This window comes from Streptomyces decoyicus, assembly GCF_019880305.1.
In the GTDB taxonomy this organism is placed as follows: Bacteria; Actinomycetota; Actinomycetes; order Streptomycetales; family Streptomycetaceae; genus Streptomyces; species Streptomyces decoyicus.
This window is the reverse complement of the sequence record NZ_CP082301.1, coordinates 6,188,168-6,211,872: the sequence shown is the minus strand read 5'-3', so window position 1 is coordinate 6,211,872 and position 23,705 is coordinate 6,188,168. Positions and strand designations below refer to the sequence as shown.

Below are 23,705 nucleotides of genomic sequence, written 5' to 3'. Positions count from 1 at the left end.
GGAGAGGCGAAAGCCCGGCAACCAGCAGCAAGCAGGGGAAGGCGGCATACGGCCGCCTCCCCCTGCTCCGCCCGACGGACGGCCCGCCAGCCTGCACCGGCGCGACCTGCCGCATGCTCCGGGCGTTCGCTCGGTCGGCACCCCACTCCGGACGCTGAAACACTCCCCCGCACACGACGGAGGGGACCGGCGCCCGGCCGGTCCCCTCCACGCTTCCACGAGCCGTGTCAGCCCGCGGCACGAGCCGCGCGGGCCCGCTTCATGCTCAGCTGCAACCGCTGGTCGACCCGCAGCCCTCGCACAGGTAGCAGCTGCCGGCCCGCTGCATCTTCGTCCCGCAGGAGAAGCACAGCGGCGCGTCGGCGTTGATGCCGAGCTGCATCTCGACGAGTTCGGCGTTGGTGTGCGCCTCCTTGGGCGCAGGGGCCGCGGCCTCCTCGACGATCTTCACCGCCGGGGTGGACTCCGTGACCGACTCCGTCTGCCGCGGCGCCGACTGGGCCAGGCCCTCGACGTCGACCTCGTCCTCGGACGGCTCGTACGAACCGGTCTCCAGGTGGCGCGTGCGCTCCTCGACGGAGTGGATGCCCAGTGCCGAGCGGGTCTCGAACGGCAGGAAGTCCAGCGCCAGGCGACGGAAGATGTAGTCGACGATCGACTGCGCCATCCGCACGTCCGGGTCGTCCGTCATGCCGGCCGGCTCGAAGCGCATGTTGGTGAACTTCGAGACGTAGGTCTCCAGCGGCACGCCGTACTGGAGGCCCACCGACACCGCGATGGAGAAGGCGTCCATCATGCCCGCGAGGGTCGAGCCCTGCTTGGACATCTTCAGGAAGACCTCACCGAGACCGTCGTCCGGGTAGGAGTTGGCGGTCATGTAGCCCTCAGCACCGCCGACCGTGAAGGAGGTGGTGATGCCGGGACGGCCCTTCGGGAGGCGCTTGCGCACCGGGCGGTACTCGACGACCTTCTTCTCCACCGGAGCCTCGGCCTCGACCTTGGCCTCCTCCTTCTTCTTGGCGGAGAGCGGCTGGCCGACCTTGCAGTTGTCGCGGTAGATCGCGAGCGCCTTCAGGCCGAGCTTCCAGCCCTCGAAGTAGACCTCCTCGATCTCCTCGACGGTGGCCGTCTCCGGGACGTTGACCGTCTTGGAGATCGCACCGGAGAGGAAGGGCTGCGCGGCGGCCATCATGCGCACGTGGCCCATGGCGGAGATCGAGCGCACACCCATGGCGCAGTCGAAGACCTCGTAGTGCTCGGTCTTCAGGGCCGGGGCGTCGACGACATTGCCGTGGTCGGCGATGTGGGCGACGATCGCCTCGACCTGCTCGGGCAGGTAGCCGAGCCGCTTGAGCGCCTTGGGGACCGTGTTGTTCACGATCTGCATGGAGCCGCCGCCGACCAGCTTCTTGAACTTGACCAGGGCCAGGTCCGGCTCGACGCCCGTGGTGTCGCAGTCCATCATCAGGCCGATGGTGCCGGTCGGGGCCAGCACGGAGGCCTGGGCGTTGCGGAAGCCGTTCTTCTCGCCGAGGCGCAGCACGTCCTGCCAGGCCTCGGTGGCCGCCGCCCACACCGGGTTGTCGAGGTCGTCCATGCGCACCGCGGCGCCGTTGGCGTCGGAGTGCTGCTTCATGACGCGCTTGTGGGCGTCGGCGTTACGGGCGTAGCCGTCGTACGGGCCGACGACCGCGGCCAGCTCGGCGGAGCGCTTGTAGGAGGTGCCGGTCATCAGGGAGGTGATGGCACCGGCCAGCGCGCGGCCGCCGTCGGAGTCGTAGGCGTGACCGGTGGCCATCAGCAGGGCGCCGAGGTTGGCGTAGCCGATGCCCAGCTGGCGGTAGGCGCGGGTGGTCTCACCGATCTTCTCGGTGGGGAAGTCCGCGAAGCAGATGGAGATGTCCATCGCGGTGATGACCAGCTCGACGACCTTGGCGAAGCGCTCGGCGTCGAAGGACTGGTTGCCCAGGTCGTCGTCGCGCAGGAACTTCAGGAGGTTGAGCGAGGCGAGGTTGCACGAGGAGTTGTCCAGGTGCATGTACTCGCTGCACGGGTTGGACGCGGTGATCCGGCCCGACTCCGGCGAGGTGTGCCAGTGGTTGATGGTGTCGTCGTACTGGATGCCGGGGTCGGCGCACGCCCATGCCGCTTCCGCCATCTTGCGGAAGAGACCCTTGGCGTCGACCTCCTCGATGACCTCACCGGTCATCCGGCCGCGCAGCCCGAACTTCGAGCCGGTCTCGACAGCCTTCATGAACTCGTCGTTCACCCGGACCGAGTTGTTGGCGTTCTGGTACTGGACGGACGTGATGTCGTCGCCGCCCAGGTCCATGTCGAAGCCCGCGTCGCGCAGCGCGCGGACCTTCTCCTCCTCCTTCACCTTGGTCTCGATGAAGGCCTCGACGTCCGGGTGGTCCACGTCCAGGACGACCATCTTGGCCGCGCGGCGGGTGGCGCCGCCCGACTTGATCGTTCCGGCGGACGCATCGGCGCCGCGCATGAAGGAGACCGGGCCGGAGGCGTTGCCGCCGGAGGAGAGCAGCTCCTTGGAGGAGCGGATACGGGAGAGGTTCAGGCCGGCGCCGGAGCCGCCCTTGAAGATCATCCCCTCTTCCTTGTACCAGTCGAGGATCGACTCCATGGAGTCGTCGACGGAGAGGATGAAGCAGGCGCTGACCTGCTGCGGCTGCTGGGTACCGACGTTGAACCACACCGGCGAGTTGAAGCTGAAGACCTGGTGGAGCAGGGCGTACGCCAGCTCGTGCTCAAAGATCTCGGCGTCCGCCGGGGAGGCGAAGTAACCGTTCTCCTCACCGCTCTTGCGGTAGGTCTTGACCACCCGGTCGATGAGCTGCTTGAGGCTCGCCTCACGGGTCGGGGAGCCCACCGCACCACGGAAGTACTTGCTCGTGACGATGTTGACCGCGTTCACCGACCAGAATTCGGGGAACTCGACGCCACGCTGCTCGAAGTTGACCGAGCCGTCGCGCCAGTTGGTCATGACGACGTCGCGAGATGTCCACTCCACCTCGTCGTACGGATGCACGCCGGGCGTGGTGTGAATGCGCTCGATACGCAGACCCTTGCTCGCCTTGCTGCCCTTGGCGCGGGAGCCTCGTGCCGGGCCGCTCGTCGTCTCTGTCATGCCGCCTCCCTGTATACGGGCAAACGCCCATATGTGCGCACTCATTCCGTGGCACGGTGTATGTCTTTCTGCTACCGGGACGCCCTGCTCTCGCCCCGGTACAGGTCCTGGATGCGCGCCGAGCTCAGTCGGCGGCGGTGGCGGGCACGGGGACGGCCCCGCCGGCCTCCCCGCCGGTCCCGCCTTCCTGCCCGGGCGGCCCCTGCTCGCGCTGCTCCCGCAGCTCGGCGATGGCCGCCTCGAAGTCCTCGAGTGAATCAAAGGCCCGGTAAACGGACGCGAAGCGCAGGTACGCGACGAGGTCCAGCTCCTGAAGCGGGCCCAGTATGGCGAGCCCGACGTCATGGGTGGACAGCTCGGCACTGCCGGTGGCACGCACCGCTTCCTCGACCCGCTGGCCGAGCTTGGCGAGGGCGTCCTCGGTGACCGGGCGCCCCTGGCATGCCTTGCGGACACCCGCGATGACCTTGTTGCGGCTGAAGGGCTCGGTGACCCCGCTCCGCTTGATCACCATCAGCGACGCCGTCTCGATGGTCGTGAAACGGCGGGAGCAGTCGGGGCACTGGCGGCGCCGGCGGATCGCCGTCCCGTCATCGGTGGTGCGACTGTCGACGACCCGGCTGTCCGGGTGCCTGCAGAAGGGGCAGTGCATGGCTCCACCCTCCTCACCACTCGATATACGGACGTACGTACGCCATCAAACCCGGCACACGCCGATAACCTCCGACCGGTCCGTACGGGCCCTTCGGAGTAGTCACCAGCATAGGCGATTCCCGGCCCCCTGAGAGACCAGGCACCACAACTTCTGGGTAACCGATCGCATCTAACCACTAGATGTGGTGTCGGGGCGCTTACATCTGCCTACCGCGTGTCGCGGCGGCGACGGGCCGGACGGTCGCCCATGAGAGTACGGGAAGCCACCCGGGCGGCGGCGCGGCGGGGCGGGGGTGACAGAATCAGCCCGGTCGCGGCGGCCGGCCGCCACACCCCTCCGCGCACCGACGGCCCGAGACACCGGGCGGCCGGAAAACCGGGCGGAAGGACACGGCCAGGGCCGGCGATTCCGCTCGGCCATACACCCCGCCACTGATTCGAGCAGCCAATCGGCGAATATTTCACTCGAACGTGTGTTTGGCGCAACCTTTCGAAAGCAACTACCGTTGGCTAACTAGGGAGAACATTTCGAGAGGGGCCGACGTGACCACCACCGCAGACAGCGCGACCATCACCGCACAAAGCCACTCCCAGAGCCGGTTCGAGCATCAGCAACAGGCACAGCGGCCGCCGATGGACGACGCCACGTCGGACTCCGAAGAGCAGAAGCCCGCCCGCTCGCTGCCCGGCCGTCCTCCAGGGATCCGAGCCGACAGTTCCGGACTCACCGACCGCCAGCGCAGGGTGATCGAGGTGATCCGGGATTCGGTGCAGCGGCGCGGCTACCCGCCGTCCATGCGCGAGATCGGCCAGGCCGTCGGGCTGTCCAGCACCTCGTCCGTCGCCCACCAGCTCATGGCTCTGGAGCGCAAGGGCTTCCTGCGGCGCGACCCGCACCGCCCCCGGGCCTACGAGGTCCGCGGCTCGGACCAGACCACCGCTGCGGCGACGGAGACCGCCGGCAAGCCCGCCGCGTCCTATGTCCCGCTGGTCGGCCGGATCGCCGCCGGTGGCCCGATCCTCGCGGAGGAGTCGGTCGAGGATGTCTTCCCGCTCCCCCGCCAGCTCGTCGGCGACGGCGAACTGTTCGTGCTGAAGGTCGTCGGCGACTCCATGATCGAAGCCGCCATCTGCGACGGCGACTGGGTCACGGTCCGCCGCCAGCCGGTCGCCGAGAACGGTGACATCGTGGCCGCCATGCTGGACGGCGAAGCCACCGTCAAGCGCTTCAAGCGCGAGGACGGCCATGTGTGGCTGCTGCCGCACAACTCCGCTTACCAGCCGATCCCCGGCGACGAGGCAACCATCCTCGGCAAGGTGGTGGCGGTACTGCGCCGCGTCTGACCCGCCCCTCACGACCGAGCCCCGGAACCACTGCGCCGGTTCCGGGGCTCTGCCATGCCGCTGAACCGCGGGCTAGTCCTCGGGCTCCCCGGTTTCCGGCTGTGCCGCTTGCGGTGATTCCGCTGCCTTAGCTGCCGCATCGATGGCGGCGAGGGAGCGGCGGACCTGGTTGCGGTCGGTGGTGTACCAGAACTCGGGCATCGACTTGCGGAGGAAGGAGCCGTAGCGGGCCCGCTCCACACGGGGGTCGAGGACGGCGACCACACCGCGGTCGCCGGTGGCCCGGACCAGACGGCCGGCGCCCTGGGCCATCAGCAGCGCCGCATGGGTGGCCGCGACCGCCATGAAGCCATTGCCGCCGGCCTCCTCCACGGCCTTCTGCCGGGCGCTCATCAGCGGGTCGTCCGGACGCGGGAAGGGCACCCGGTCCATCACCACCAGCTGGCAGTTCGCGCCCGGTACATCGACGCCCTGCCACAGGGACAGCGTGCCGAACAGGCACGTACGGGCGTCGGAGGCGAAGGCCCGGATCAGCTCGCCGAGCGTCTCCTCGCCCTGGAGCAGGATCGGCACGTCCAGCCGGCCGCGCAGCTCCTCTGCGGCGGCCTGGGCCGCGCGCATGGAGGAGAAGAGGCCGAGGGTGCGGCCGCCGGCGGCCTCGATCAGCTCGGCGAGTTCATCGAGCATGTCGGTACGGCTGCCCTCGCGGCCGGGCTGGGCCAGATGTTTGGCGACGTAGAGGATGCCCTGCTTCGAGTAGTCGAAGGGGGAGCCGACGTCCAGGCCCTTCCACGGCGGGACGTCCTCGCCCTCCGTGCCCTCGGGCGCCAGGCCCAGGGACGCCGCGACACCGTTGAAGTCGCCGCCCAGCTTGAGAGTGGCGGAGGTGAGGGTCACCGAGCGGTCGTCGAAGAGCTTCTCGCGCAGCAGGCCCGAGACGGACAGCGGGGCCACCCGGAGGGACGCGCCGAAACGGTCGTGGCGCTCGTACCAGACGACGTCGTACTCGGAGCCGTTCGCGATGCGCTCGGCGACGGCATGGACGTTCTCCACCGCGGCGAGGGCCTGCTTGCGGACGGCGTCCTCATCCTGGACCGACTTGTCGCGGGTCGAACCGAGCGCCGAGATGACCGTACGGGCCGCGTCCCGCAGCGCCATCAGGCAGTAGCCGAGATCCTCGGGGATCTCCTCGAGACGGCCGGGCAGGGCCAGCTCCATGAGGCGCTCGAAGGTCTCCGACGCGGTCTGGAGCTGGTCGGCGGCCTTTTCGTTGACGAGCTTGGCGGCCCGGCGGACGGCGCGGTTGACCTGCCCCGGGGTGAGCTCGCCGGTGGCGACGCCGGTGACCCGGGAGACCAGTTCATGGGCCTCGTCGATGATCAGGACCTCATGCTGCGGGAGGACCGGCGCGCCCTCGATCGCGTCGATGGCGAGCAGCGCGTGGTTGGTGACGACGACATCGGCGAGCTTGGCGCGCTCCCGGGCGGCCTCGGCGAAGCACTCCGCCCCGTAGGCGCACTTCGAGGCGCCCAGGCACTCCCGGGAGGAGACCGAGACCTGGCCCCAGGCGCGGTCGGAGACTCCGGGGGTCAGCGCGTCACGGTCGCCGGTCTCGGTCTCGTCCGCCCAGTCGCGCAGCCGCAGCAGGTCCTTGCCGAGTTTGCTGGTCGGCGTCGCCTGCTCGAACACGTCGAAGAGGCCGTCCTCCTCTTCCTGCGGGACGCCCTCGTGGAGGCGGTGCAGACACAGGTAATTGGAGCGGCCCTTGAGCATGGCGAACTCGGGGCGGCGGCGCAGCAGCGGATGCAGCGCCTCGACCGTACGTGGCAGATCGCGCTCGACGAGCTGGCGCTGGAGCGCCAGGGTGGCCGTGGCGACCACCACTCTCTCGCCGTGCGCGAGCGCCGGCACCAGATAGCCGAGGGACTTTCCGGTGCCGGTGCCGGCCTGCACCAGCAGATGGGCCTGTTCGTCCACGGCCCCGGCGACGGCCTCGGCCATCGCCACCTGGCCGGGGCGCTCGGTGCCGCCGACGGCGGTGACGGCGGCGTGGAGCAGATCGGGGAGGGAGGGCTTCGTCATAGCGCTGCAAGCCTACGCGGGACCACTGACAGCCGGGTCCGTCACGGCATGTGCAGCGGATTGGGGACGGTGCCGTGCACGGCCGCATGCGGGCGGTCGCGGCGGTCCCGGTAACCGTCCACATGCAGACGGTTGCGGTTCAGGCACAGCCGCTCGATCCGCGGGGTGAGCAGGTCGAAGGTCTCGTGCCGCTCCTTGAGGGCGGGGAAGCGCTCGTGGTGGCGCAGGATCTCCGCCCGTACGAGTGACCAGAACTCGGCCTCGGGAACGCCCAGTTGGTCCGCGCACAGCGGCGCGAAATAGCGGAAGACACCGACGAACAGCCCGGAGTGGATGAACTGGGTGAGGAAGGCGGGCGGTTCGGTCAGCAGCACGGCCCGTACGTCGTCGGGCATGGAGTCGTGCTCCGGGAGCGGCCGGGAGCTGGTGTTGACGTCGTCGACGAAGTCCTTGACCGCGAGGCGGGTGGGGACGTCGTGCTCGTCGAAGACGACGATGGCGTTCTCGCCGTGCGGGGAGAAGACCGTGCCGTACCGGTAGAGGAAGTGCAGCAGGGGCGGGAGCAGGGCGGCGAACAGCCGTGCCAGCCAGTCGCGCGGGGCCAGCCCCGAGCGGCGCACCAGCTCCGCGGTCAGGGCGCGGCCCTGCGGATCGGTCTGGAGCAGCGCGGCCAGGGTCCGGGCGCGCTCGCCGGGGTCCAGCCGGCCGCTGACCGGCTCGCGCCAGATACAGCCGAGCAGCTCCTTGAACTGGTACGGGACGCCGGGAAGCCGGTCGTAGAGGGGGTGCTCCACGGTGACGGAGGCGGTCTCGCCGAGCAGGATCACCCGGGTCTCGTCGCGCAGATAGGGGTCCGCGTCGCGCAGGCCGTGCACCCAGCGGGTGACGGCGGGCGCGGCGAGGGTGCGCTCGGTGGGCAGCCCGCGCCAGACGAGGGTGTTGAGGATCGACAGCGGCAGTTTGACCGTACGGGCCCGTGGGCGGCTGAGGTTGAGGAAGGTACGGATCGACTGCTGCGGCAGGCGGAGGTCGTTGTCAGTGGGCAGCGCGATGATGGATCTGTCGGCGAGCTGCGGGGCGAAGAGCGGGGCGATGGTCTCGTCCCATTGCCAGGGGTGCACGGGGAGGTAGAGGTAGTCGGCGGGGTCGTGGCCCTCGTCGGCGATGGTGCGGGCGAAGGCGTGACGGGTGGCGGGGGCGAGCTCCTCGCCGTAGAGACGGTCGGGGGTGGCCAGCGTGGGGATACCGCGGTAGTGGGCGATGCTGTGGTGTGCGGCGAGCCAGGGCAGGCGCTGGGGGGTGCGGGCTTCGGGGGCCCAGGTCGCCGCGTCATGGGCGGAGAAGCCGAGCCGGCCCTTGTTCGCGACGAGCCAGGGGTGGCCGGTCTGGTGGCCTTCGAGGGTGGCGTAGTCCAGATCGGCGAGGTCGGCGGCGCTGAGGGCGGTGGCGTCGAGCCGGGTGTCGGCGGCGAGGGTGGCGGTCAGCTCGCGGATGAGGTGGCCGGTGGTGTCGCCGGACAGGCCCAGCACGGTGTCGTGGGCGTGGGTGAGGAAGCGGAAGGGGTCGGTGTCGGGGGTGATCGAGCCGGGGTCGACGCGCCAGTGGCCGTAGGCGCCGCGGCGTGCGCGGAAGCGGTAGACCAGGCCGTCGGTGACCGGGAGCCGGTACTGCGGGGTGCCGTCGGGTGCGGTGCCGTCGGGCTCGGGGGTGAGGACTTCCTCGTACGCGAACTCCGCCAGGATCTTGGCGAACAGTCGGCGCGCTGCATGCTGCCAGGCGCTGTGCGAAGGCTGGGGCTCAGGCGACAAGGCGGGCTCCTCGAAGCGGGACCGCCCCGGCACGTACGGGGGACAACCGGGGCAGCGGGGATGGACGGCGGGCCGGAGCGGGACCGTCGGCGGACGGCGCCGGGGTCAGAGCAGGTCGCGGAGCGCGCGGTCGCGGACCATCAACGCCGCGCGTTTGCCGGGCAGTTCGATCTCGTCGCCGTAGCGGAATCCGGCGCTCAGGAAGGCCGCGACGGAGGCGGTGTTGCGCAGATCGGGCTCGGCGAGGACCCGCGCGCACTGCGGGCGGTGGTCGAGTACGAGATCGGCGGTGGCGCGCAACAGCATGCCGCCCAGCCCGCGTCCCCGGTCTCCGCCCCCGCCGATGAGCAGATGGATACCGGTGTCCTGGGGACGGGCCGGGTAGTAACGGGCGAGGGGGTCCAGATCGGCGCGGTAGATCTCCCAGTAGCTCATCGGGACCCCGTCCAGCACCCCCAGGCAGGGCACACTGCGGCCGTCGCCGTCGAGCTGGCCGCGCAGATGGGCGGTGGTGGTCTCCGGCGGCCCCGCCAGCTCCCAGAAGGCCGCCACGGCCGGATCGTTCATCCAGCCGGTGATCAGGGCGAGATCACGGGCCGGCTGGACGGGAACGAGCTCGAACGGTCCGGCGGGGGTGCCGGCCGCACCCCAGCCCGCCAGGTTGTCGAGCAGCGGGCCGGTTGCCGGGAGGTCCAGCGACGCCCGGCGCGCGTGCCCCTCGGCGAACAGCGCGCTGAATTCGGGCGGGAGTTGCAGGTCGAGGGTGTCATCGGAGCTGGAGCCGAGGCCGGAATCGGTGGGTGGCACGGCGACACTCTCCTCTCGTGGCCGCGTGCCGCGTGGCCTGGTGGGTCGCGGGGCGCCGGGGGCGGGGACGGGGGTCGGGAGGCTGCGGGCGGGGGTTGTGCCGGGCGGCTACGGGGCGAGGGGGTTGGGCAGGGTGACGTAGACGGACTGGGTTTCGACGGGGCCGACGAGTTCGTCGAGACCGTGCAGCCGGGTCGCCAGATTGGCCTTGCAGCGCAGCGTGCGGGCGGCCAGCAGCTGCTCCGGCAGCGGCGAGCGGTGCGCGCGGGGGGCCGCGGCGGCGTCGGCGAGGAAGCGCCGGAAGGCGGCGAGCAGGATCTCCTCGCGGACCAGCCGCTGGGCGCCGAAGGCCCCGATGAGGCCGAGGACGTTGTTGATGCCGAGGTAGTAGGCGAAGCGTTCGTCGGTGACGTCGTCGGCGACGAAGCTGTCGCTCGCCACGCCGATACCGGGCAGCCGCCGCTCCAGCTCGGCGCGGCGGGAGGTGCGGAAGTAGTAGCCCTGGTTGTCGCGGTAGCGGCCGCCGACCGGCCAGCCGTCGGGGTCCAGCAGCACGAGGGTGTTCTGCTGGTGGGCCTCCAGGACGATGCCGGCCGTTCCGTCGAGCCACAGCAGGGGCCGTACGACCGCTTCGAGGTAGCGCAGGAACCATTCGGTGGCCACGGCGTCCAGGGCGCGGCCGGTGCGGGCGCCGAGCGTGATGACGAGAACCTCGAGCCGGGAGCGCACCCCCGAGTGGCCGGGCCAGGGCCGGGGAGAGGTGAGACCGGCGACGCAGACGGCGTCGTCGGTGGTGCTGAAGGGGTTGTGGCGGATGACGACGTCGAGTCCCTGGACGGGTTCGCCGTCGGGGCCGTCGACGGCGAGATAGGCCGGGTCGCGGACGATGTCGAAGCCCGGGTGGACGATCTGCCACTGCTCCGCGAGGCCCGTGCGCAACAGCCGGTGCACCTCCACACCGCGGACCAGTTCCTTACGGAGGTTCTCCCGGCGGGAGTTGGTGATGCGCAGCCCGAGGGAGAGCTTGAGCATGGCGTCCGCGTCGGGCCGGTAGACCGTGCGGACGGAGGAGGTGGGGTGCCAGCGCGGGCCGTGGGCGCCGAGGTCGTGCAGCAGTCCGGCCTCGCGGAGGGCGGTGACGTCGGGGCGGTCGGCGAGTTCCCTGGCCTGCCAGGGGTGCAGCGGCAGGGGCACGGTGTCGTCGGGGAGCCGGAGGCCGTCCCCGGCGAGGCCCCTGGCGAGCTGCTCGGCCGGGACGGACTTGCCGCGTTCGGTCCAGGCGGAGTCGGCGGCCAGGGCGGAGCGGTGCACGGCCATCCAGTGCAGCGGGAAGGCGCCGCGCAGTTCGGGCGAATAGGCCCGGGTCTCGGCGTCGGAGAGGCCTTCGCGGCTCTTGGGTGTGGGGTGCAGCGGGTGGCCGAAGAGGAGGGACTGTTCGGCTTCGAGGAAGAGGGCGCCGTGGTCGTCGGCGGGCCGGGCGCGCCGGTCGGTGAGGAACGTGGCGACATTGCGCACGGAGTTGGCGACCCGGCCGATGAGTTCGGCGCCGTCGCCGTCCGGTGCCTGCTGCCCCTCGCCGTCCGGTGCCGGCCGCTCGTCGGTGTCCGCCACGCGGTGCTCGCCGCCTTCGGAGGCCCGGCGGTCGCCGTAAGCGGCCTCGCGGCGCAGCAGCGCGGCGAGGGTGACGGCGTCCAGCGGGGCGGCGCCGGCCGGGGCGCCTTCGAGAGTGGGGGCGCCCAGCCGGTGCCAGCCCGTGGGCGACCAGTAGCGGACGGGGATGTCCAGGGCGCCCGCGGCGGCCCGCAGGGGGATGCGCAGTCCGGCTTCGGCCGGGCGGTGGGTGCCGTTCTCGCGGAGCCAGCAGCGCAGCAGATGCTCGATGCCCGCGGCGTCGGCGGCGACGGCCGGATCCGGGTGGTCGAGGGGGTCGTGGTCCCCGGACCGGGTGCGGTCGTACGGGCCGGGGGCGCCGTGCGGGGCGGCCGGGTCCGCGGCCTCGTGGGGCTGCTGGTGGCAGCCGTCGTCCGCGGCGCGCCGCTGCTGGCGCGGTACGGACTCGATCGTGCCCGCGCCCTGGTGGGCGGGGATGCGCTCGGCGGGCTGGCCACCGTCGGGGCCGGGGCATTCGTTCATGGGGAGGTGCCTCGCATTGTCGTGGGGGACGAGCCCGTCGGCCCGGGGGTGGTGCGGACCGCCGCCGCGATGGCGTCGGCGAGGCGGTCGAGGATCGCTTCCGCCTGTTCGTCGGTGATGGTCAGGGGTGGCAGCAGCCGGACGACGGCGGAGTGCCGGCCGCCCAGTTCGACGATCAGGCCGCGTTCCAGGCAGGCGTGCTGGACGGCGGCGGCGAGCTGCGGGTCGGCGGGGCGGGCACCCATGGCGTCGGCATCGGCGCTGCGGTCGACGAGCTCGACGCCGAGCATCAGCCCGCGGCCGCGGACATCGCCGATGCAGTCGTGGGCGGCGGCGAGGGCGGTGAGCCGGTCGAGCATCCGGCGGCCCAGCTCCCCGGCACGCCGGTCGAGGCCGTTGGTGCGGACGTAGGCGAGGGTGGCGGCTCCGGCGGCCATGGCGAGCTGGTTGCCGCGGAACGTGCCGGCGTGGGCGTTGGGCTGCCAGGCGTCGAGCTCCTCGCGGTAGACGATCACGGCGAGCGGCAGGCTGCCGCCGATCGCCTTCGACAGCACGATCACATCCGGCACGATGCCGCTGTGGTCGACCGCCCAGAAGGCGCCGGTGCGGCCGACGCCGGTCTGCACCTCATCCACGATCAGCGGGATCTGCCGGGCGGCGGTGATCTCCCGCATCCGCCGCAGCCAGCCGTCCGGCGCGGGGATCACCCCGCCCTCGCCCTGGACCGGCTCCAGGATCATCCCGGCCGGCCTGGGCACCCCGCTCTTGGGGTCGTCGAGCAGGCTCTGTGTCCAGCGTGCGGCGAGCTCGGCGCCGCGCTCGCCGCCGGTCTGGAAGGGGCAGCGGTAGTCGTATGGATAGGGCAGCCGGACCACGCTGGTGTGCTGCGCGCCCCCGGAGGCGGCGAGCGCCTCCGCGGTCATGCCGTGGTAGGCGCCGGAGAAGGCCATCAGGCCGTCCCGGCCGGTCGCGGTGCGGACGAGTTTGAAGGCTGCCTCGACGGCGTCCGTGCCGGCCGGGCCGCAGAACTGGATGCGCGCCGTTTCCGCCAACTTCCCCGGGAGGGTGGCGAAGAGCTCGGTGGTGAAGGCGTCCTTGACGGGAGTGGCGAGGTCGAGGACGTGCAGCGGCGCGCCGGAGTCGAGGACCGTGCGGATCGCTTCGAGCACCACCGGGTGGTTGTGGCCGAGCGCCAGGGTTCCGGCCCCGGAGAGGCAGTCGAGATAGCGCCGGCCGTCGGCGCCCTCGATGGTCAGCCCGCGGGCGCGCACCGGGACGATGGGCAGCGAGCGCGCGTAGGTACGGGCAGCGGACTCACGCAGGGACTGCCGGCGCAGGATCCCCTCATGGGCCGGCGGCGCGGCCGCCGGCACGGTTTCGGTCAACGCCACGGCAGTTGTGTCCTCCTGCTGGTGAGCTGCTGGTGCCGCGCGGGCTGGGGGCAGCCCGGGACGTCCCCCGTACGTACCAACGACGGCGGCGACTCGGGATCACGGTTTTCGGCAAGATCCTTGATGGCGTGGAACCGGGGCCCCGAGTACCGCCGTCCCCATCGTCACCGGCATAGTGGGGTGTTGCGCCGGGATCTTGAGGTTCATGACAAAGAACAGACCGGTGCAACACCGAACAAGCCACACCGGCTCAGTCCGATTCACCAGGGGGAGCTCACCCATGCGATCCATACGTCGGCCAGTCCTGGCCGCCGCCGCCCTCACCGCCGTCGTGGCACTCACGGCCACCGGCTGCGGACCCGAGGGCGGCAACGCGGACTCCAAGGCCAGCCAGTCCGCGGCCCAGGACTCCACGGGCGGGGGTGGCTTCCAGATCCCTCAGGACATCCAGGACAAGCTCAAGGAACACGGCTTCGACCTGGACAAGTGGAAGAACGGTGAGTGGAAGAACTGGGACCGGGACAAGTGGCTCCGGGAGGCCGGGGAGTTCATCAACCCGATCATCAAGGACTTCTGGGACAAGGACAAGATCGACAAGGTCAAGCCGCCCCAGGACCCCAGCAAGCCCGAGGACATCTCGGAGGACCAGGGCAAGACCGACCCTGAGCCCGCCGCCGTCCCGGCTCAGGCCGTGAAGACCCCGTACACCTCGACCGCTCCCGGCGTGGGCCTGCTGCTGTTCAGCACCCCCGAGGGCGGGTCGCGTTGCTCCGCCACCGTCGTCAAGGACCCGGCGCACCCCGGTAAGTCCAACCTCGTGTGGACCGCGGCGCACTGTGTGCACGCCGGCAAGAGCGGCGGCTGGTACCGCAACATGATGTTCGTGCCGAACTTCAACAAGACCGGCGGCACTGCCGGCCAGTTGAAGGGCAAGTCCTACGAGGACCGGGTCCCGTCGGGCAAGTGGTGGGCGGACGACATGGCGACGTCCCAGCAGTGGATCAAGGGTGGCGGCGCCGTTCCGGGTGTGCCGATGGCTCCGTACGACTTCGCGCTGATGCACGTGAAGCCGGAGGAGAACACGGGCGGCAAGTCGCTCGAAGAGGTGGCCGGCGGTGCCTACCAGGTCGACTTCAACGCGCCCGCGATGGCCAAGATCCCGAGCCTGACCGCGCAGGGCTACCCGGCCGAGCCGCCGTTCGACGGTGCGGCGCAGCAGCAGTGCACCGACAAGCCGAGCCGGCTGTCGATGGACGCCAACAAGCCGACCATGTACCGGATCGGCTGCACCATGACCGGTGGCTCCTCCGGTGGCCCCTGGTTCATCAAGGGCACGGACGGCAAGCCGGTGCTGATCTCCAACATGTCGATGGGGCCGCGTCCGGCCCGCTGGTCGGCCGGCCCGCACCTGGGCCCCGAGGCCAAGAGCATGTTCGACACCATGAGCAAGAAGTGGGCAAGCAAGCAGTAGGCAGGTGAGGCGGGTGGCGCCGGGGACGGCGGCCCCCCGCATACCGCCCACGGGCACGAAGCAAAGGCCCGCCCCCGGTCTCCCGGGGGCGGGCCTTTCGTCGTCTGCGCTACGCGGCCGCTACGCCGCCGGGACGAACGGCTGGAACTCGGCGGCCAGCTCCGCATGCACCCGCGCCTTGAGCATCGTGCCGTCCGCGGTGTGCTCCTCGGAGATGACCTCGCCCTCGGCGTGCGCCCGCGAGACCAGGGCGCCCTGGGTGTAGGGCACCAGGACCTCGATCTCGACCTGCGGCCGGGGAAGTTCCTCGTCGAGCAGGGTCAGCAGCTCTTCCATGCCCTGGCCCGTACGGGCCGAGACCACGAGGGCGTGCTTCTCCTGGCGCAGCAGGCGCTGGAGCACCAGCGGATCGGCCGCGTCGGCCTTGTTGACGACCACGATCTCGGGCACGTCCGTCGCGCCCACGTCACGGATCACCTCGCGGACGGCGGCCAGCTGCTCCTCCGGCACCGGATGCGAGCCGTCGACCACGTGCAGGATGAGGTCGGAGTCGCCGACCTCCTCCATCGTGGAGCGGAACGCCTCGACGAGGTGGTGCGGCAGATGCCGGACGAAGCCGACGGTGTCGGCGAGGGTGTAGAGCCGTCCGCTGGGCGTCTCGGCCCGCCGGACGGTGGGGTCCAGGGTGGCGAACAGGGCGTTCTCCACCAGGACGCCGGCGCCGGTGAGGCGGTTGAGCAGGGAGGACTTGCCGGCGTTGGTGTAGCCGGCGATGGCGACGGAGGGGACCTTGTTGCGCCGGCGTTCCTGGCGCTTGATGTCCCGGCCGGTCTTCATCTCCGCGATCTCCCGGCGCATCTTCGCCATCTTCTCGCGGATCCGCCGCCGGTCCGTCTCGATCTTGGTCTCACCGGGACCACGGGTGGCCATACCGCCGCCCGCCGAACCGGAGCCACCGCCACCCATCTGCCGGGACAGCGACTGGCCCCAGCCACGGAGCCTGGGGAGCATGTACTGCATCTGCGCCAGCGAGACCTGCGCCTTGCCCTCCCGGGACTTGGCGTGCTGGGCGAAGATGTCGAGGATCAGGGCGGTCCGGTCGACCACCTTGACCTTGACGACGTCCTCGAGGTGGATCAGCTGGCCCGGGGAGAGCTCACCGTCACAGACCACGGTGTCCGCCCCGGACTCCAGCACGATGTCGCGCAGCTCCAGTGCCTTGCCCGAGCCGATGTACGTGGCCGGGTCGGGCTTGTCGCGGCGCTGAATGACGCCGTCGAGCACCATGGCACCGGCGGTCTCGGCGAGTGCGGACAGCTCGGCGAGGGAGTTCTCCGCCTCCTGGACCGTGCCGGTGGTCCAGACACCCACGAGCACCACACGCTCCAGGCGGAGCTGTCGGTACTCGACCTCGGTGACGTCCTCGAGCTCGGTGGAAAGGCCCGCTACACGGCGGAGCGCGGCACGCGCCGAACGGTCGTACTGGTCGCCGTCACGCTCCCCGTCGATCTCGTGGCTCCAGGCGACGTCCTCTTCCATCAGGGCGTTGGCCCGAAGGCTCTCGGGGAGTCGCTGCCGGTCCTGCGGAAGGGAAGAAGAGGAGGTCATTTGATCCTTTGCGTCGTCGGTAAGCCCTCGCGGGGACCTGGTGTTCCCGCCGGGACTGTCGGTGGTGCGGCGACCGCCGTGGTGCTGCCGCGGCCGTCGCTATTGTCAACGTCCGAGCCGCCCCGGAGATTCCCGGGCCGGCCGGCGCCGACCCGAAGATGGTCCCACGACCCGCGAAGGCCGTCACACGGGTTTTCCGGGCGTTTCGGCGGCTCCCCCGGGCCCGGGGGTCCCGGCCGCCCCCTTGGGCGCGGGGTTCTCCGCCACCCCCTTGGGGCCAGGGGTCGCGGCGGCCCCCTTGGGCCCGGGGCTTGCGACGGCTCCCTTGGGCCCGCCGGGCTTCTCCGCGCCCCCCTTGTGCAGCCACTCCGGATGACCCGGCATCGGCGGTGTCCGGTCGCCGTAGAGCCATTCCTGGAAGAACCCGGTCAGGTTCTGTCCGGCGACCTCGGAGGACAGCTGGATGAAGTCGGCGGTGTCCGCCACGCCGTCGCGGTGCCGGTCCACCCACTCGTGTTCCAGGCGGTCGAAGGCGGCGGTGCCGATCTTCTGCCGCAGGGCGTACAGGACCAGCGCGCTGCCGTCGTAGACGATCGGGCGGAAGATGCCGATCTTCTGCCCCGGCCTGGGCACCTTGGGCGCGGCCGGCGGGCCGCCCTCGGCCCGCCAGCCGTCGGACTCCTCATAGGCATGGCGCATACGGGCGTCCAGAGAGGCACGCTTGTCGCCCCGCTCCTGGGCGTAGAGGGCCTCGTACCAGGTCGCATGGGCCTCGTTGAGCCAGACGTCCGACCAGCGGCGCGGGCTGACGCTGTCGCCGAACCACTGGTGGGCCAGCTCGTGCACCATCACGGACTCGACATACCAGTCGGGCAGCTGCCCGGCGGTGAACATGGCCTTCTCGAAGAGCGAGAGGGTCTGGGTCTCCAGCTCGAAGCCGGTCCTGGCGTTGACGATCAGCACCCCGTACGCCTCGAAGGGGTAGGGACCGACCTTGCGCTCCATCCAGGCCAGCTGATCCGGGGTCTTCGCCAGCCAGGGCGCGAGGGCGGGGCGGTCCGCGGTCGGTACGACATCGCGGACCGGCAGCCCGTGCGGCCCGTGGTGCAGCAGCACGCTGGACTTCCCGATGGAGACCTGCGCCAGCTCGGTGGCCATGGGATGGGTGGTGCGATAGGTCCAGGTCCGGCGCGCCGCGCGGGCACCGGGGCGCTGGGGCAGCCCGTTGGCGACGGCGGTCAGCTCCTGGGGCGCGGTGATGTGGAAGGTGAAGAGCGCCTTGTCGGAGGGGTGGTCGTTGCAGGGGAAGACGCGGTGTGCGGCGTCGGCCTGGTTGGCCATCGCCAGGCCGTCCGAGGTGCGGATCCAGCCGCCGTCGCCCTTGCCGCTGGGCTCGCTGGTGTGCTCGACGGAGATCTTCACCTCCTGCCCCCGGGAGACGTGGAAGGCCGGGGTGAGCACCAGGTCCTCGCCGTGCTGCTGGTGCTCGGCGGGCAGACCGCCGATCTTCACGGAGCGGACGGTGCCGCGGGCGAAGTCGAGGTTGAGGTGGTCGAGCTCGGTGGTGGCCCGGACGGTGATCTCGGTGACGGCGCTCAGCGGCTGGTTGTTGTGGCCGGAGTAGTCCAGGGAGACGTCGTAGGACGTGACGTCGTATCCGGTGTTGCCGAGCGTCGGGTAGAGGGGGTCGCCGAGGCCTTGCGGTCCCATGCCTTGCGGCCCCAGGGGCGACGGCTCGGCCACGCCGAGGGTGGCGAGGGCGGCCAGCCCGAGGGCGGCGGCCCGGTAGCCGGTCCACCGGATCCGTCCGCTCGGGCCACGGGGCAGGGCGCGGACGGGGCGATCGGGGTCGCGGAACGGGCGGCGCAGGGGAAGGGACATGAACTACGGCTACCAACGCGGCACCCTCCCCCGCGGGTGACCGGGCAAACGGCACCCGAACGGGCGGCGGATCGTGCGTCCGCCTTACGCCGCCGGACGGAGCGTTTCCCGACGGACCGTCACCCGGCGTACTCCGGAAGCATTCAGGGGCGCAGTGCCGCGGCCTGTCGGGCGCGGCCGGCGCGCAACACGTCGAACACACCCGGCACTTGGCGCATGGCCCGCATCAGGGACGGCAGCCCGGCGGCGTTCGGCAGATGCAGCGTGTAGGTGTGGCGGACCCGCTGTTCGTGCGGGGGTTCGACGGCGGCCGACACCACGGCGGCGCCCTGGGAGGCGATGGCTTCGGTGAGGTCGGCGAGGAGGTGCGGCCGGCTGAAGGCCTCTGCCAGGAGGGTGACCCGGCAGCCGTGGCCCCCCTGGTCGGCACCCCGCCAGCGCACCCCGACCGGCTGCCGGCCGGTGGCCGCCATCCGCGCCACCACGGGGCACAGGGCGCGGTGGACGGTGACCGTGCCGCCCCGTACGGCGAATCCGGTGACCGCGTCCGGCGGCACCGGGGTGCAGCAGCCCGCCAGCCGGACGGCCGCACCGGGCAGATCCGCCACTGCGAGGAGCGAGGCGGGGGCGACCCGATCCGCTCCGGAGCGGTCGTGGTCCGCGGCGCGGCGGTCGGCGGGGGGCACCGCGGCGAGCCCCTCGCCGGGGCTCGCCGGGCGGACGCCGGGCTCCCCCGGGCCGGCCAGCCACCGGGCGATGGCGAGCCGGGCGGCGGGCGTACGGGCGTGGTCGAGCCATTCGGGCGAGGGGCCGGCCGCGGAGTCCGGGGCCATCAGCAGCTGGAGGCTGTCGCCGTCGCGCAGGACGGTGGAGAGCGTGGCGAGCCGGCCGTTGACACGGGCGCCGATACAACAGTGCGCCGCCTCGCCGTGCCGTTCGTACGCGGCGTCCACACAACTCGCCCCGGCGGGCAGACCGATGGCCCCGCCCGAGACGCCGGACGAGCCGCCCGACGGGGCGTCGGCGCAGAAGACGGTGATCTCCCGGTCCTGGGCGAGGTCGTCGCGCAGCGAGGTCCAGAACGTGTCCGGGTCGGGGGTGGTGCGCTGCCACTCCAGCAGCCGGGAGAGCCATCCGGGGCGGGTCGGGTCGGCCCGCTCGCCCTCGGGGGCGTCCACGCCGTCCGTGGGGGCGTACGGATTGCCCAGTGCGATCACCCCGGCCTCGGCAACCCGGTGCATCTGGTGCGTACGGATCAGCGTCTCGGCGACCTCCCCGGACGGGCCGGTGATCGCCGTGTGCAGCGACTGGTAGAGGTTGAACTTGGGGGCCGCGATGAAATCCTTGAACTCGGAGATGACCGGGGTGAAGCAGGTGTGCAGCTCGCCGAGGACGGCGTAGCAGTCGGCGTCCTCCGCCACCAGCACCAGCAGCCGCCCCAGATCCGCGCCGGTCAGCTCACGGCGGGCGAGGCGTACGCGGTGGACGGAGACGAAGTGCCGTGGCCGGACGAGGACTTCGGCGTCGATACCCGCCTCGTCCAGGACCTCGCGCACCCGCCGCGCGAGGGCGGTGAGCGGATCGGACCGCGTCGCGTACTCCATGACCAGGGCCCGGGTGGTGGCGTACTCCTCGGGGTGCAGGATCGCGAAGACCAGGTCCTCCAGCTCGGCCTTCAGCGCCTGGACGCCGAGGCGTTCGGCGAGCGGGATCAGCACATCGCGGGTGACCTTGGCGATCCGGGCCTGTTTCTCGGGGCGCATCACACCGAGGGTGCGCATGTTGTGCAGCCGGTCGGCGAGTTTGATGGACATCACCCGGACGTCGTTGCCGGTCGCCACCAGCATCTTGCGGAAGGTCTCCGGCTCGGCCGCCGAGCCGTAGTCGACCTTCTCCAGCTTGGTGACGCCGTCGACCAGATAGCAGACCTCCGCACCGAACCGGTCCCGCACCTGATCCAGCGTCACTTCCGTGTCCTCGACGGTGTCGTGGAGCAGGGAGGCGGTCAAGGTCGTGGTCTCCGCGCCCAGTTCGGCGAGGATGAGGGTCACCGCGAGCGGATGGGTGATGTACGGCTCGCCGCTCTTGCGCAGTTGGCCACGGTGCGAGGACTCGGCGAGCAGATAGGCCTTGGCGAGGGTGTCCAGGTCGGCGTCCGGGTGGTGGCCGCGGTGCACCTTGGCGACGTGCTCCAGGGCGTGCGGGAGGCCGTCGCGCGGGGCCGGCCCGAGCAGCGCGGCACGGCCAATACGGCGCAGCCCTCTGAGCTCCAGTCGGCGGCGGCCGCGCTTGCGGCCCGCTGCTCCAGGGTTACCAGGGTTAGTGGCCTCTGCGCTCATGGGCACCTCCGGCAGCGTCGACCGGCGGTGGGACGTGTCAGTTCGGACGTCCGGGCCGGTGCTTGATGCTACCGAGCCCATCACGCAGCGCTGTCCGCCTCTCGCTCAGAGTGATACGGATCACCCGTTCGAGCGAATGTTTTGGCCGGAACCGTTTCTCGCGGGAGACCGGGCCCCGGGATCACCGCAGCTCCCGTCAGGCGAGGGCGGCACCCATCCAGGCGGGGGTGAAGGTGCCCTCGGCGACGATCTCGGCCGGGCCGGTCATCTCGACCGTGCCGTCGGGCAGCTCGGTGATCGAGAGGCTGCCGCCGAGCACATCGACCGTGTACGTGACGGGCGTACCGGTCTCCGTGGGGTCCACGCCGTCCCTGCGGGCCGCGGCGACGGCGACCGCGCAGGCGCCGGTGCCGCAGGAGCGGGTCTCGCCCGAGCCGCGCTCGTGGACCCGCATCGCGACCCGGCCCGGACCACGGTCGACGACGAACTCGATGTTCACGCCGTCGGGATAAACCGACGCTGGGCTGAACGGCGGTACGGCCAGCAGGTCGCCGGCGTGGGCCAGATCGTCGACGAAGGCGACGGCGTGCGGATTGCCCATGTTCACGTTCCGGGCCGGCCAGCTGCGGCCGTCGACCGAGACGACGACGCTCTCCTCACGGAGCTCGGCGCGGCCCATCGAGACCGTGACATCGCCGGTCTTGGCGACGTGGACGCGGCGTACGCCGGCACGGGTGGCGATGGCGAGGTCACCGGCCTCGACCAGGCCGGCGTGCAGCAGATAGCGCGCGAAGACGCGGACGCCGTTGCCGCACATCTCGGCGATCGAGCCGTCGCCGTTGCGGTAGTCCATGAACCACTCGGCCTCGTCGGCCTGGGCACGCGCCTCCGGGTGCACGGCGGACCGTACGACACGCAGCAGACCGTCGCCGCCGAGTCCGGCCCGCCGGTCGCAGATCCTGGCGACGGCGGTCGCGGGCAGGTCGAGGCGGCCGTCCGGGTCGGGGACGATCACAAAGTCGTTCTCGGTGCCGTGGCCCTTGAGGAAGGGGAGGCGCTGCGTGCTGGTCACCCTTGCATCGTACGGGGACGGCGGCGGGATCGGCCTTACGGGGGCGGGGGCGGGGAGAGGGGTGGGAGCGGGGCAGGGGCGGGGGTGGGAGCGGGGGCTGCGCTCGCCTACACCCGCCCACCCCCCGAAGGGGGGTGGGCGGAGGGGAAAACTCCAGGCCCACGGCAAAGCAAGCCCGGAGGACACCCAGGAGCCGCGGAAGCAAGCACCGGGAAACGGGACCTCGGGAACAGCAGCCCCATAGGCCACAGCCACCCCATAGACAGACCCGGGGAGGCCCCGCCCGCTCAGCGCAGCCGGGCCACGCGCCAGATGGCCAGTGACGCCGGGATGGCCACCACGACGGCGTAGAGCAGCACCACGCGCCAGCCGGCCCGGCGGCCGGAGCCGCGTGCCGGGAGGCCGGGCCAGGTGTGGCCGACGCGGCGGGCGGCCATCATGCCCCAGCCCGCGGCGCAGCAGCACAGCAGCAGGCCGAGCATCGCGATCATCGCGCCGCCGTCGCCGCCCAGCTCGAAGGCGAGGGGGAAGGCGAACATCAGCGAGCCGAGGGCGGCGAGCGCCACGATCGGCGCCAGCTGCCACAGCCGCAGCCGCCGGGGCGGGCGCAGCTCCCGGAAGGACTCGCCGCCCTCGCCGGGGCCGTCGGCGCCGGAGTCCGGGGCGTCGGAGTCGTCCAGGGTGTCCGGGTCGGTGAGCGGTCCGCTACCGACACCGTCGGCGCCGGGCAGGCCGTCGTCGGCGTCCGGACCGTCGTCGGTCAGGGGTGCCGCATCAACGCCGTTGTCCGGACGCTGCGCTCCGTTGCGAGGGCCGGCCTCCATTGCCACGCGCCCTCCCCACTCCAGACTGCACGCCTCGATCGAAGGTCGATGATGACACGCCCTCAGGGGCCCGGATGACGGCCGGAGCGTCCCGATGCCATGACGTGATCAGGCTGTGACCGGTCGTTCGAGCAACGCCAGCGCCTGGCCGGGAAGTTCCGCCCGGTGCTCGGCGGCGCCGCTGAGCCAGTGGACCCGCGGGTCCCGGCGGAACCACGAGTCCTGACGGCGCGCAAAGCGCTTGGTGGCGCGCACCGTCTCGTCGCGCGCTTCCTGCTCGGTGCACTCCCCCGCCAGCTGGGCGAGCACCTGCTGGTAGCCGAGCGCCCGGGAGGCCGTACGGCCCTCGCGCAGCCCCTCGCCCTCCAGCCGGCGCACCTCGTCGACCAGGCCCGCCTCCCACATACGGTCGACCCGCCGGGCGATCCGCTCGTCGAGTTCGGGGCGCTCGACGTCGACGCCGATCTGAAGGGTGTCGTAAACCGCTTCGTGGCCGGGGAGGTTGGCGGTGAAGGGGCGGCCGGTGATCTCGATGACCTCCAGGGCGCGCACGATGCGGCGGCCGTTGCCCGCCAGGATCGCGCGGGCCGCCTCGGGGTCGGCGACGGCCAGCCGGGCGTGCAGGGCGCCGCTGCCCAGTTCGGCCAGTTCGGCCTCCAGGCGGGCGCGCACCTCCGGGTCGGTGCCGGGGAAGTCGAGGGCGTCGATGGCGCCGCGGACGTACAGGCCGGAGCCGCCGACGAGGACCGGGGTGCGGCCCTCGGCGAGCAGCCGGTCGATCTCGGCACGGGCCAGCCGCTGGTACTCGGCGACGCTGGCGGCGCGGGTCACGTCCCAGATGTCCAGGAGGCGGTGCGGGACGCCCTGCTGCTCCTCGGGCGTGAGCTTGGCGGTGCCGATGTCCATGCCGCGGTAGAGCTGCATGGAGTCGGCATTGATGACCTCGCCCCCCACATGCTGTGCGAGTGCGACGCCCAGATCGGACTTTCCGGCCGCAGTGGGACCGACGACGGCGATGACCCGCGGAGCGGGAACGGCGGTGTTCACCCCGTCAGTCTCGCAAACATCACGCCCCCATCTCGAACGAGCGACGTGACGGGCCACCGATGGGTTCGTTGCCTGTTGCGAGGTCCCAGGAGCCGGTGC

At 71.6% G+C, this 23,705-nt stretch carries 15 protein-coding genes; 2 read left to right on the top strand and 13 right to left on the bottom strand.

What is annotated here, in order from left to right:
* Positions 1-265 precede the first annotated feature (265 nt).
* Positions 266-3,145: a vitamin B12-dependent ribonucleotide reductase gene (locus K7C20_RS27410; protein ID WP_053208483.1), complete on the bottom strand. Its 2,880-nt coding sequence runs from the start codon at positions 3,143-3,145 to the stop codon at positions 266-268.
* Positions 3,146-3,269: 124 nt separating this feature from the next.
* Positions 3,270-3,797, bottom strand: coding sequence for a transcriptional regulator NrdR (gene nrdR, locus K7C20_RS27405; RefSeq protein WP_030088316.1), 528 nt, complete (start codon positions 3,795-3,797; stop codon positions 3,270-3,272).
* Positions 3,798-4,342: 545 nt separating this feature from the next.
* Here nrdR and lexA point away from each other — a divergent pair.
* Positions 4,343-5,143: a transcriptional repressor LexA gene (gene lexA / locus K7C20_RS27400; RefSeq protein ID WP_030088314.1), complete on the top strand. Its 801-nt coding sequence runs from the start codon at positions 4,343-4,345 to the stop codon at positions 5,141-5,143.
* Positions 5,144-5,215: 72 nt separating this feature from the next.
* Here lexA and K7C20_RS27395 read toward each other — a convergent pair whose 3' ends face one another.
* The 5 genes from K7C20_RS27395 to K7C20_RS27375 all read right to left on the bottom strand — a co-directional run bounded on the left by K7C20_RS27395 (position 5,216) and on the right by K7C20_RS27375 (position 13,364).
* Positions 5,216-7,225, bottom strand: coding sequence for an ATP-dependent DNA helicase (locus K7C20_RS27395; RefSeq protein ID WP_048830286.1), 2,010 nt, complete (start codon positions 7,223-7,225; stop codon positions 5,216-5,218).
* A gap of 41 nt (positions 7,226-7,266) precedes the next feature.
* Positions 7,267-9,033, bottom strand: a complete 1,767-nt coding sequence (locus K7C20_RS27390) for an IucA/IucC family protein (RefSeq protein WP_053208482.1) — start codon at positions 9,031-9,033, stop codon at positions 7,267-7,269.
* 105 nt (positions 9,034-9,138) lie between these two features.
* Positions 9,139-9,840 carry a GNAT family N-acetyltransferase gene (locus K7C20_RS27385; RefSeq protein ID WP_030088310.1) on the bottom strand — a complete coding sequence of 234 codons (702 nt, stop codon included), beginning with the start codon at positions 9,838-9,840 and terminating at the stop codon, positions 9,139-9,141.
* 108 nt (positions 9,841-9,948) lie between these two features.
* Positions 9,949-11,973, bottom strand: coding sequence for an IucA/IucC family protein (locus K7C20_RS27380; RefSeq protein WP_053208792.1), 2,025 nt, complete (start codon positions 11,971-11,973; stop codon positions 9,949-9,951).
* Positions 11,970-13,364: a diaminobutyrate--2-oxoglutarate transaminase family protein gene (locus tag K7C20_RS27375; protein WP_053208791.1), complete on the bottom strand. Its 1,395-nt coding sequence runs from the start codon at positions 13,362-13,364 to the stop codon at positions 11,970-11,972. The genes K7C20_RS27380 and K7C20_RS27375 overlap by 4 nt, the downstream gene beginning before the upstream one ends.
* A 280-nt stretch (positions 13,365-13,644) precedes the next feature.
* On the opposite strand from K7C20_RS27375, the gene K7C20_RS27370 reads away from it, so the two are divergent.
* Positions 13,645-14,835: a trypsin-like serine peptidase gene (locus tag K7C20_RS27370; protein WP_030088299.1), complete on the top strand. Its 1,191-nt coding sequence runs from the start codon at positions 13,645-13,647 to the stop codon at positions 14,833-14,835.
* Between the two features lie 120 nt (positions 14,836-14,955).
* Here K7C20_RS27370 and hflX read toward each other — a convergent pair whose 3' ends face one another.
* From hflX to miaA, 6 genes are all read right to left on the bottom strand, one after another.
* Positions 14,956-16,443 carry a GTPase HflX gene (gene hflX, locus K7C20_RS27365; RefSeq protein ID WP_030088298.1) on the bottom strand — a complete coding sequence of 496 codons (1,488 nt, stop codon included), beginning with the start codon at positions 16,441-16,443 and terminating at the stop codon, positions 14,956-14,958.
* Positions 16,444-16,626: 183 nt separating this feature from the next.
* Complete coding sequence (locus tag K7C20_RS27360; RefSeq protein ID WP_053208790.1) at positions 16,627-18,324, bottom strand: M1 family metallopeptidase; 1,698 nt, start codon at positions 18,322-18,324, stop codon at positions 16,627-16,629.
* Between the two features lie 143 nt (positions 18,325-18,467).
* On the bottom strand, positions 18,468-20,663 hold the full coding sequence (locus tag K7C20_RS27355) for a RelA/SpoT family protein (protein WP_053208789.1): 2,196 nt from the start codon (positions 20,661-20,663) through the stop codon (positions 18,468-18,470).
* A gap of 196 nt (positions 20,664-20,859) precedes the next feature.
* Positions 20,860-21,735 (bottom strand): diaminopimelate epimerase, encoded by an 876-nt coding sequence (gene dapF, locus K7C20_RS27350; RefSeq protein ID WP_030089487.1) that lies wholly within the window; start codon positions 21,733-21,735, stop codon positions 20,860-20,862.
* A 287-nt stretch (positions 21,736-22,022) separates the two neighbouring features.
* Complete coding sequence (locus K7C20_RS27345) at positions 22,023-22,559, bottom strand: hypothetical protein (protein ID WP_053209835.1); 537 nt, start codon at positions 22,557-22,559, stop codon at positions 22,023-22,025.
* Positions 22,560-22,667: 108 nt separating this feature from the next.
* Complete coding sequence (gene miaA, locus K7C20_RS27340; protein ID WP_053209836.1) at positions 22,668-23,606, bottom strand: tRNA (adenosine(37)-N6)-dimethylallyltransferase MiaA; 939 nt, start codon at positions 23,604-23,606, stop codon at positions 22,668-22,670.
* Positions 23,607-23,705: the final 99 nt, after the last annotated feature.

Bases quoted from the DNA above. Each gene is read 5' to 3' on its own strand.
- K7C20_RS27410 (WP_053208483.1), bottom strand. From the start codon at position 3,145: ATGACAGAGACGACGAGCGGCCCGGCACGAGGCTCCCGCGCCAAGGGC.
- nrdR (WP_030088316.1), bottom strand. From the start codon at position 3,797: ATGCACTGCCCCTTCTGCAGGCACCCGGACAGCCGGGTCGTCGACAGT.
- K7C20_RS27395 (WP_048830286.1), bottom strand. From the start codon at position 7,225: ATGACGAAGCCCTCCCTCCCCGATCTGCTCCACGCCGCCGTCACCGCC.
- K7C20_RS27380 (WP_053208792.1), bottom strand. From the start codon at position 11,973: ATGAACGAATGCCCCGGCCCCGACGGTGGCCAGCCCGCCGAGCGCATC.
- K7C20_RS27370 (WP_030088299.1), top strand. From the start codon at position 13,645: ATGCGATCCATACGTCGGCCAGTCCTGGCCGCCGCCGCCCTCACCGCC.
- hflX (WP_030088298.1), bottom strand. From the start codon at position 16,443: ATGACCTCCTCTTCTTCCCTTCCGCAGGACCGGCAGCGACTCCCCGAG.
- K7C20_RS27360 (WP_053208790.1), bottom strand. From the start codon at position 18,324: ATGTCCCTTCCCCTGCGCCGCCCGTTCCGCGACCCCGATCGCCCCGTC.
- K7C20_RS27355 (WP_053208789.1), bottom strand. From the start codon at position 20,663: ATGAGCGCAGAGGCCACTAACCCTGGTAACCCTGGAGCAGCGGGCCGC.
- K7C20_RS27345 (WP_053209835.1), bottom strand. From the start codon at position 22,559: ATGGAGGCCGGCCCTCGCAACGGAGCGCAGCGTCCGGACAACGGCGTT.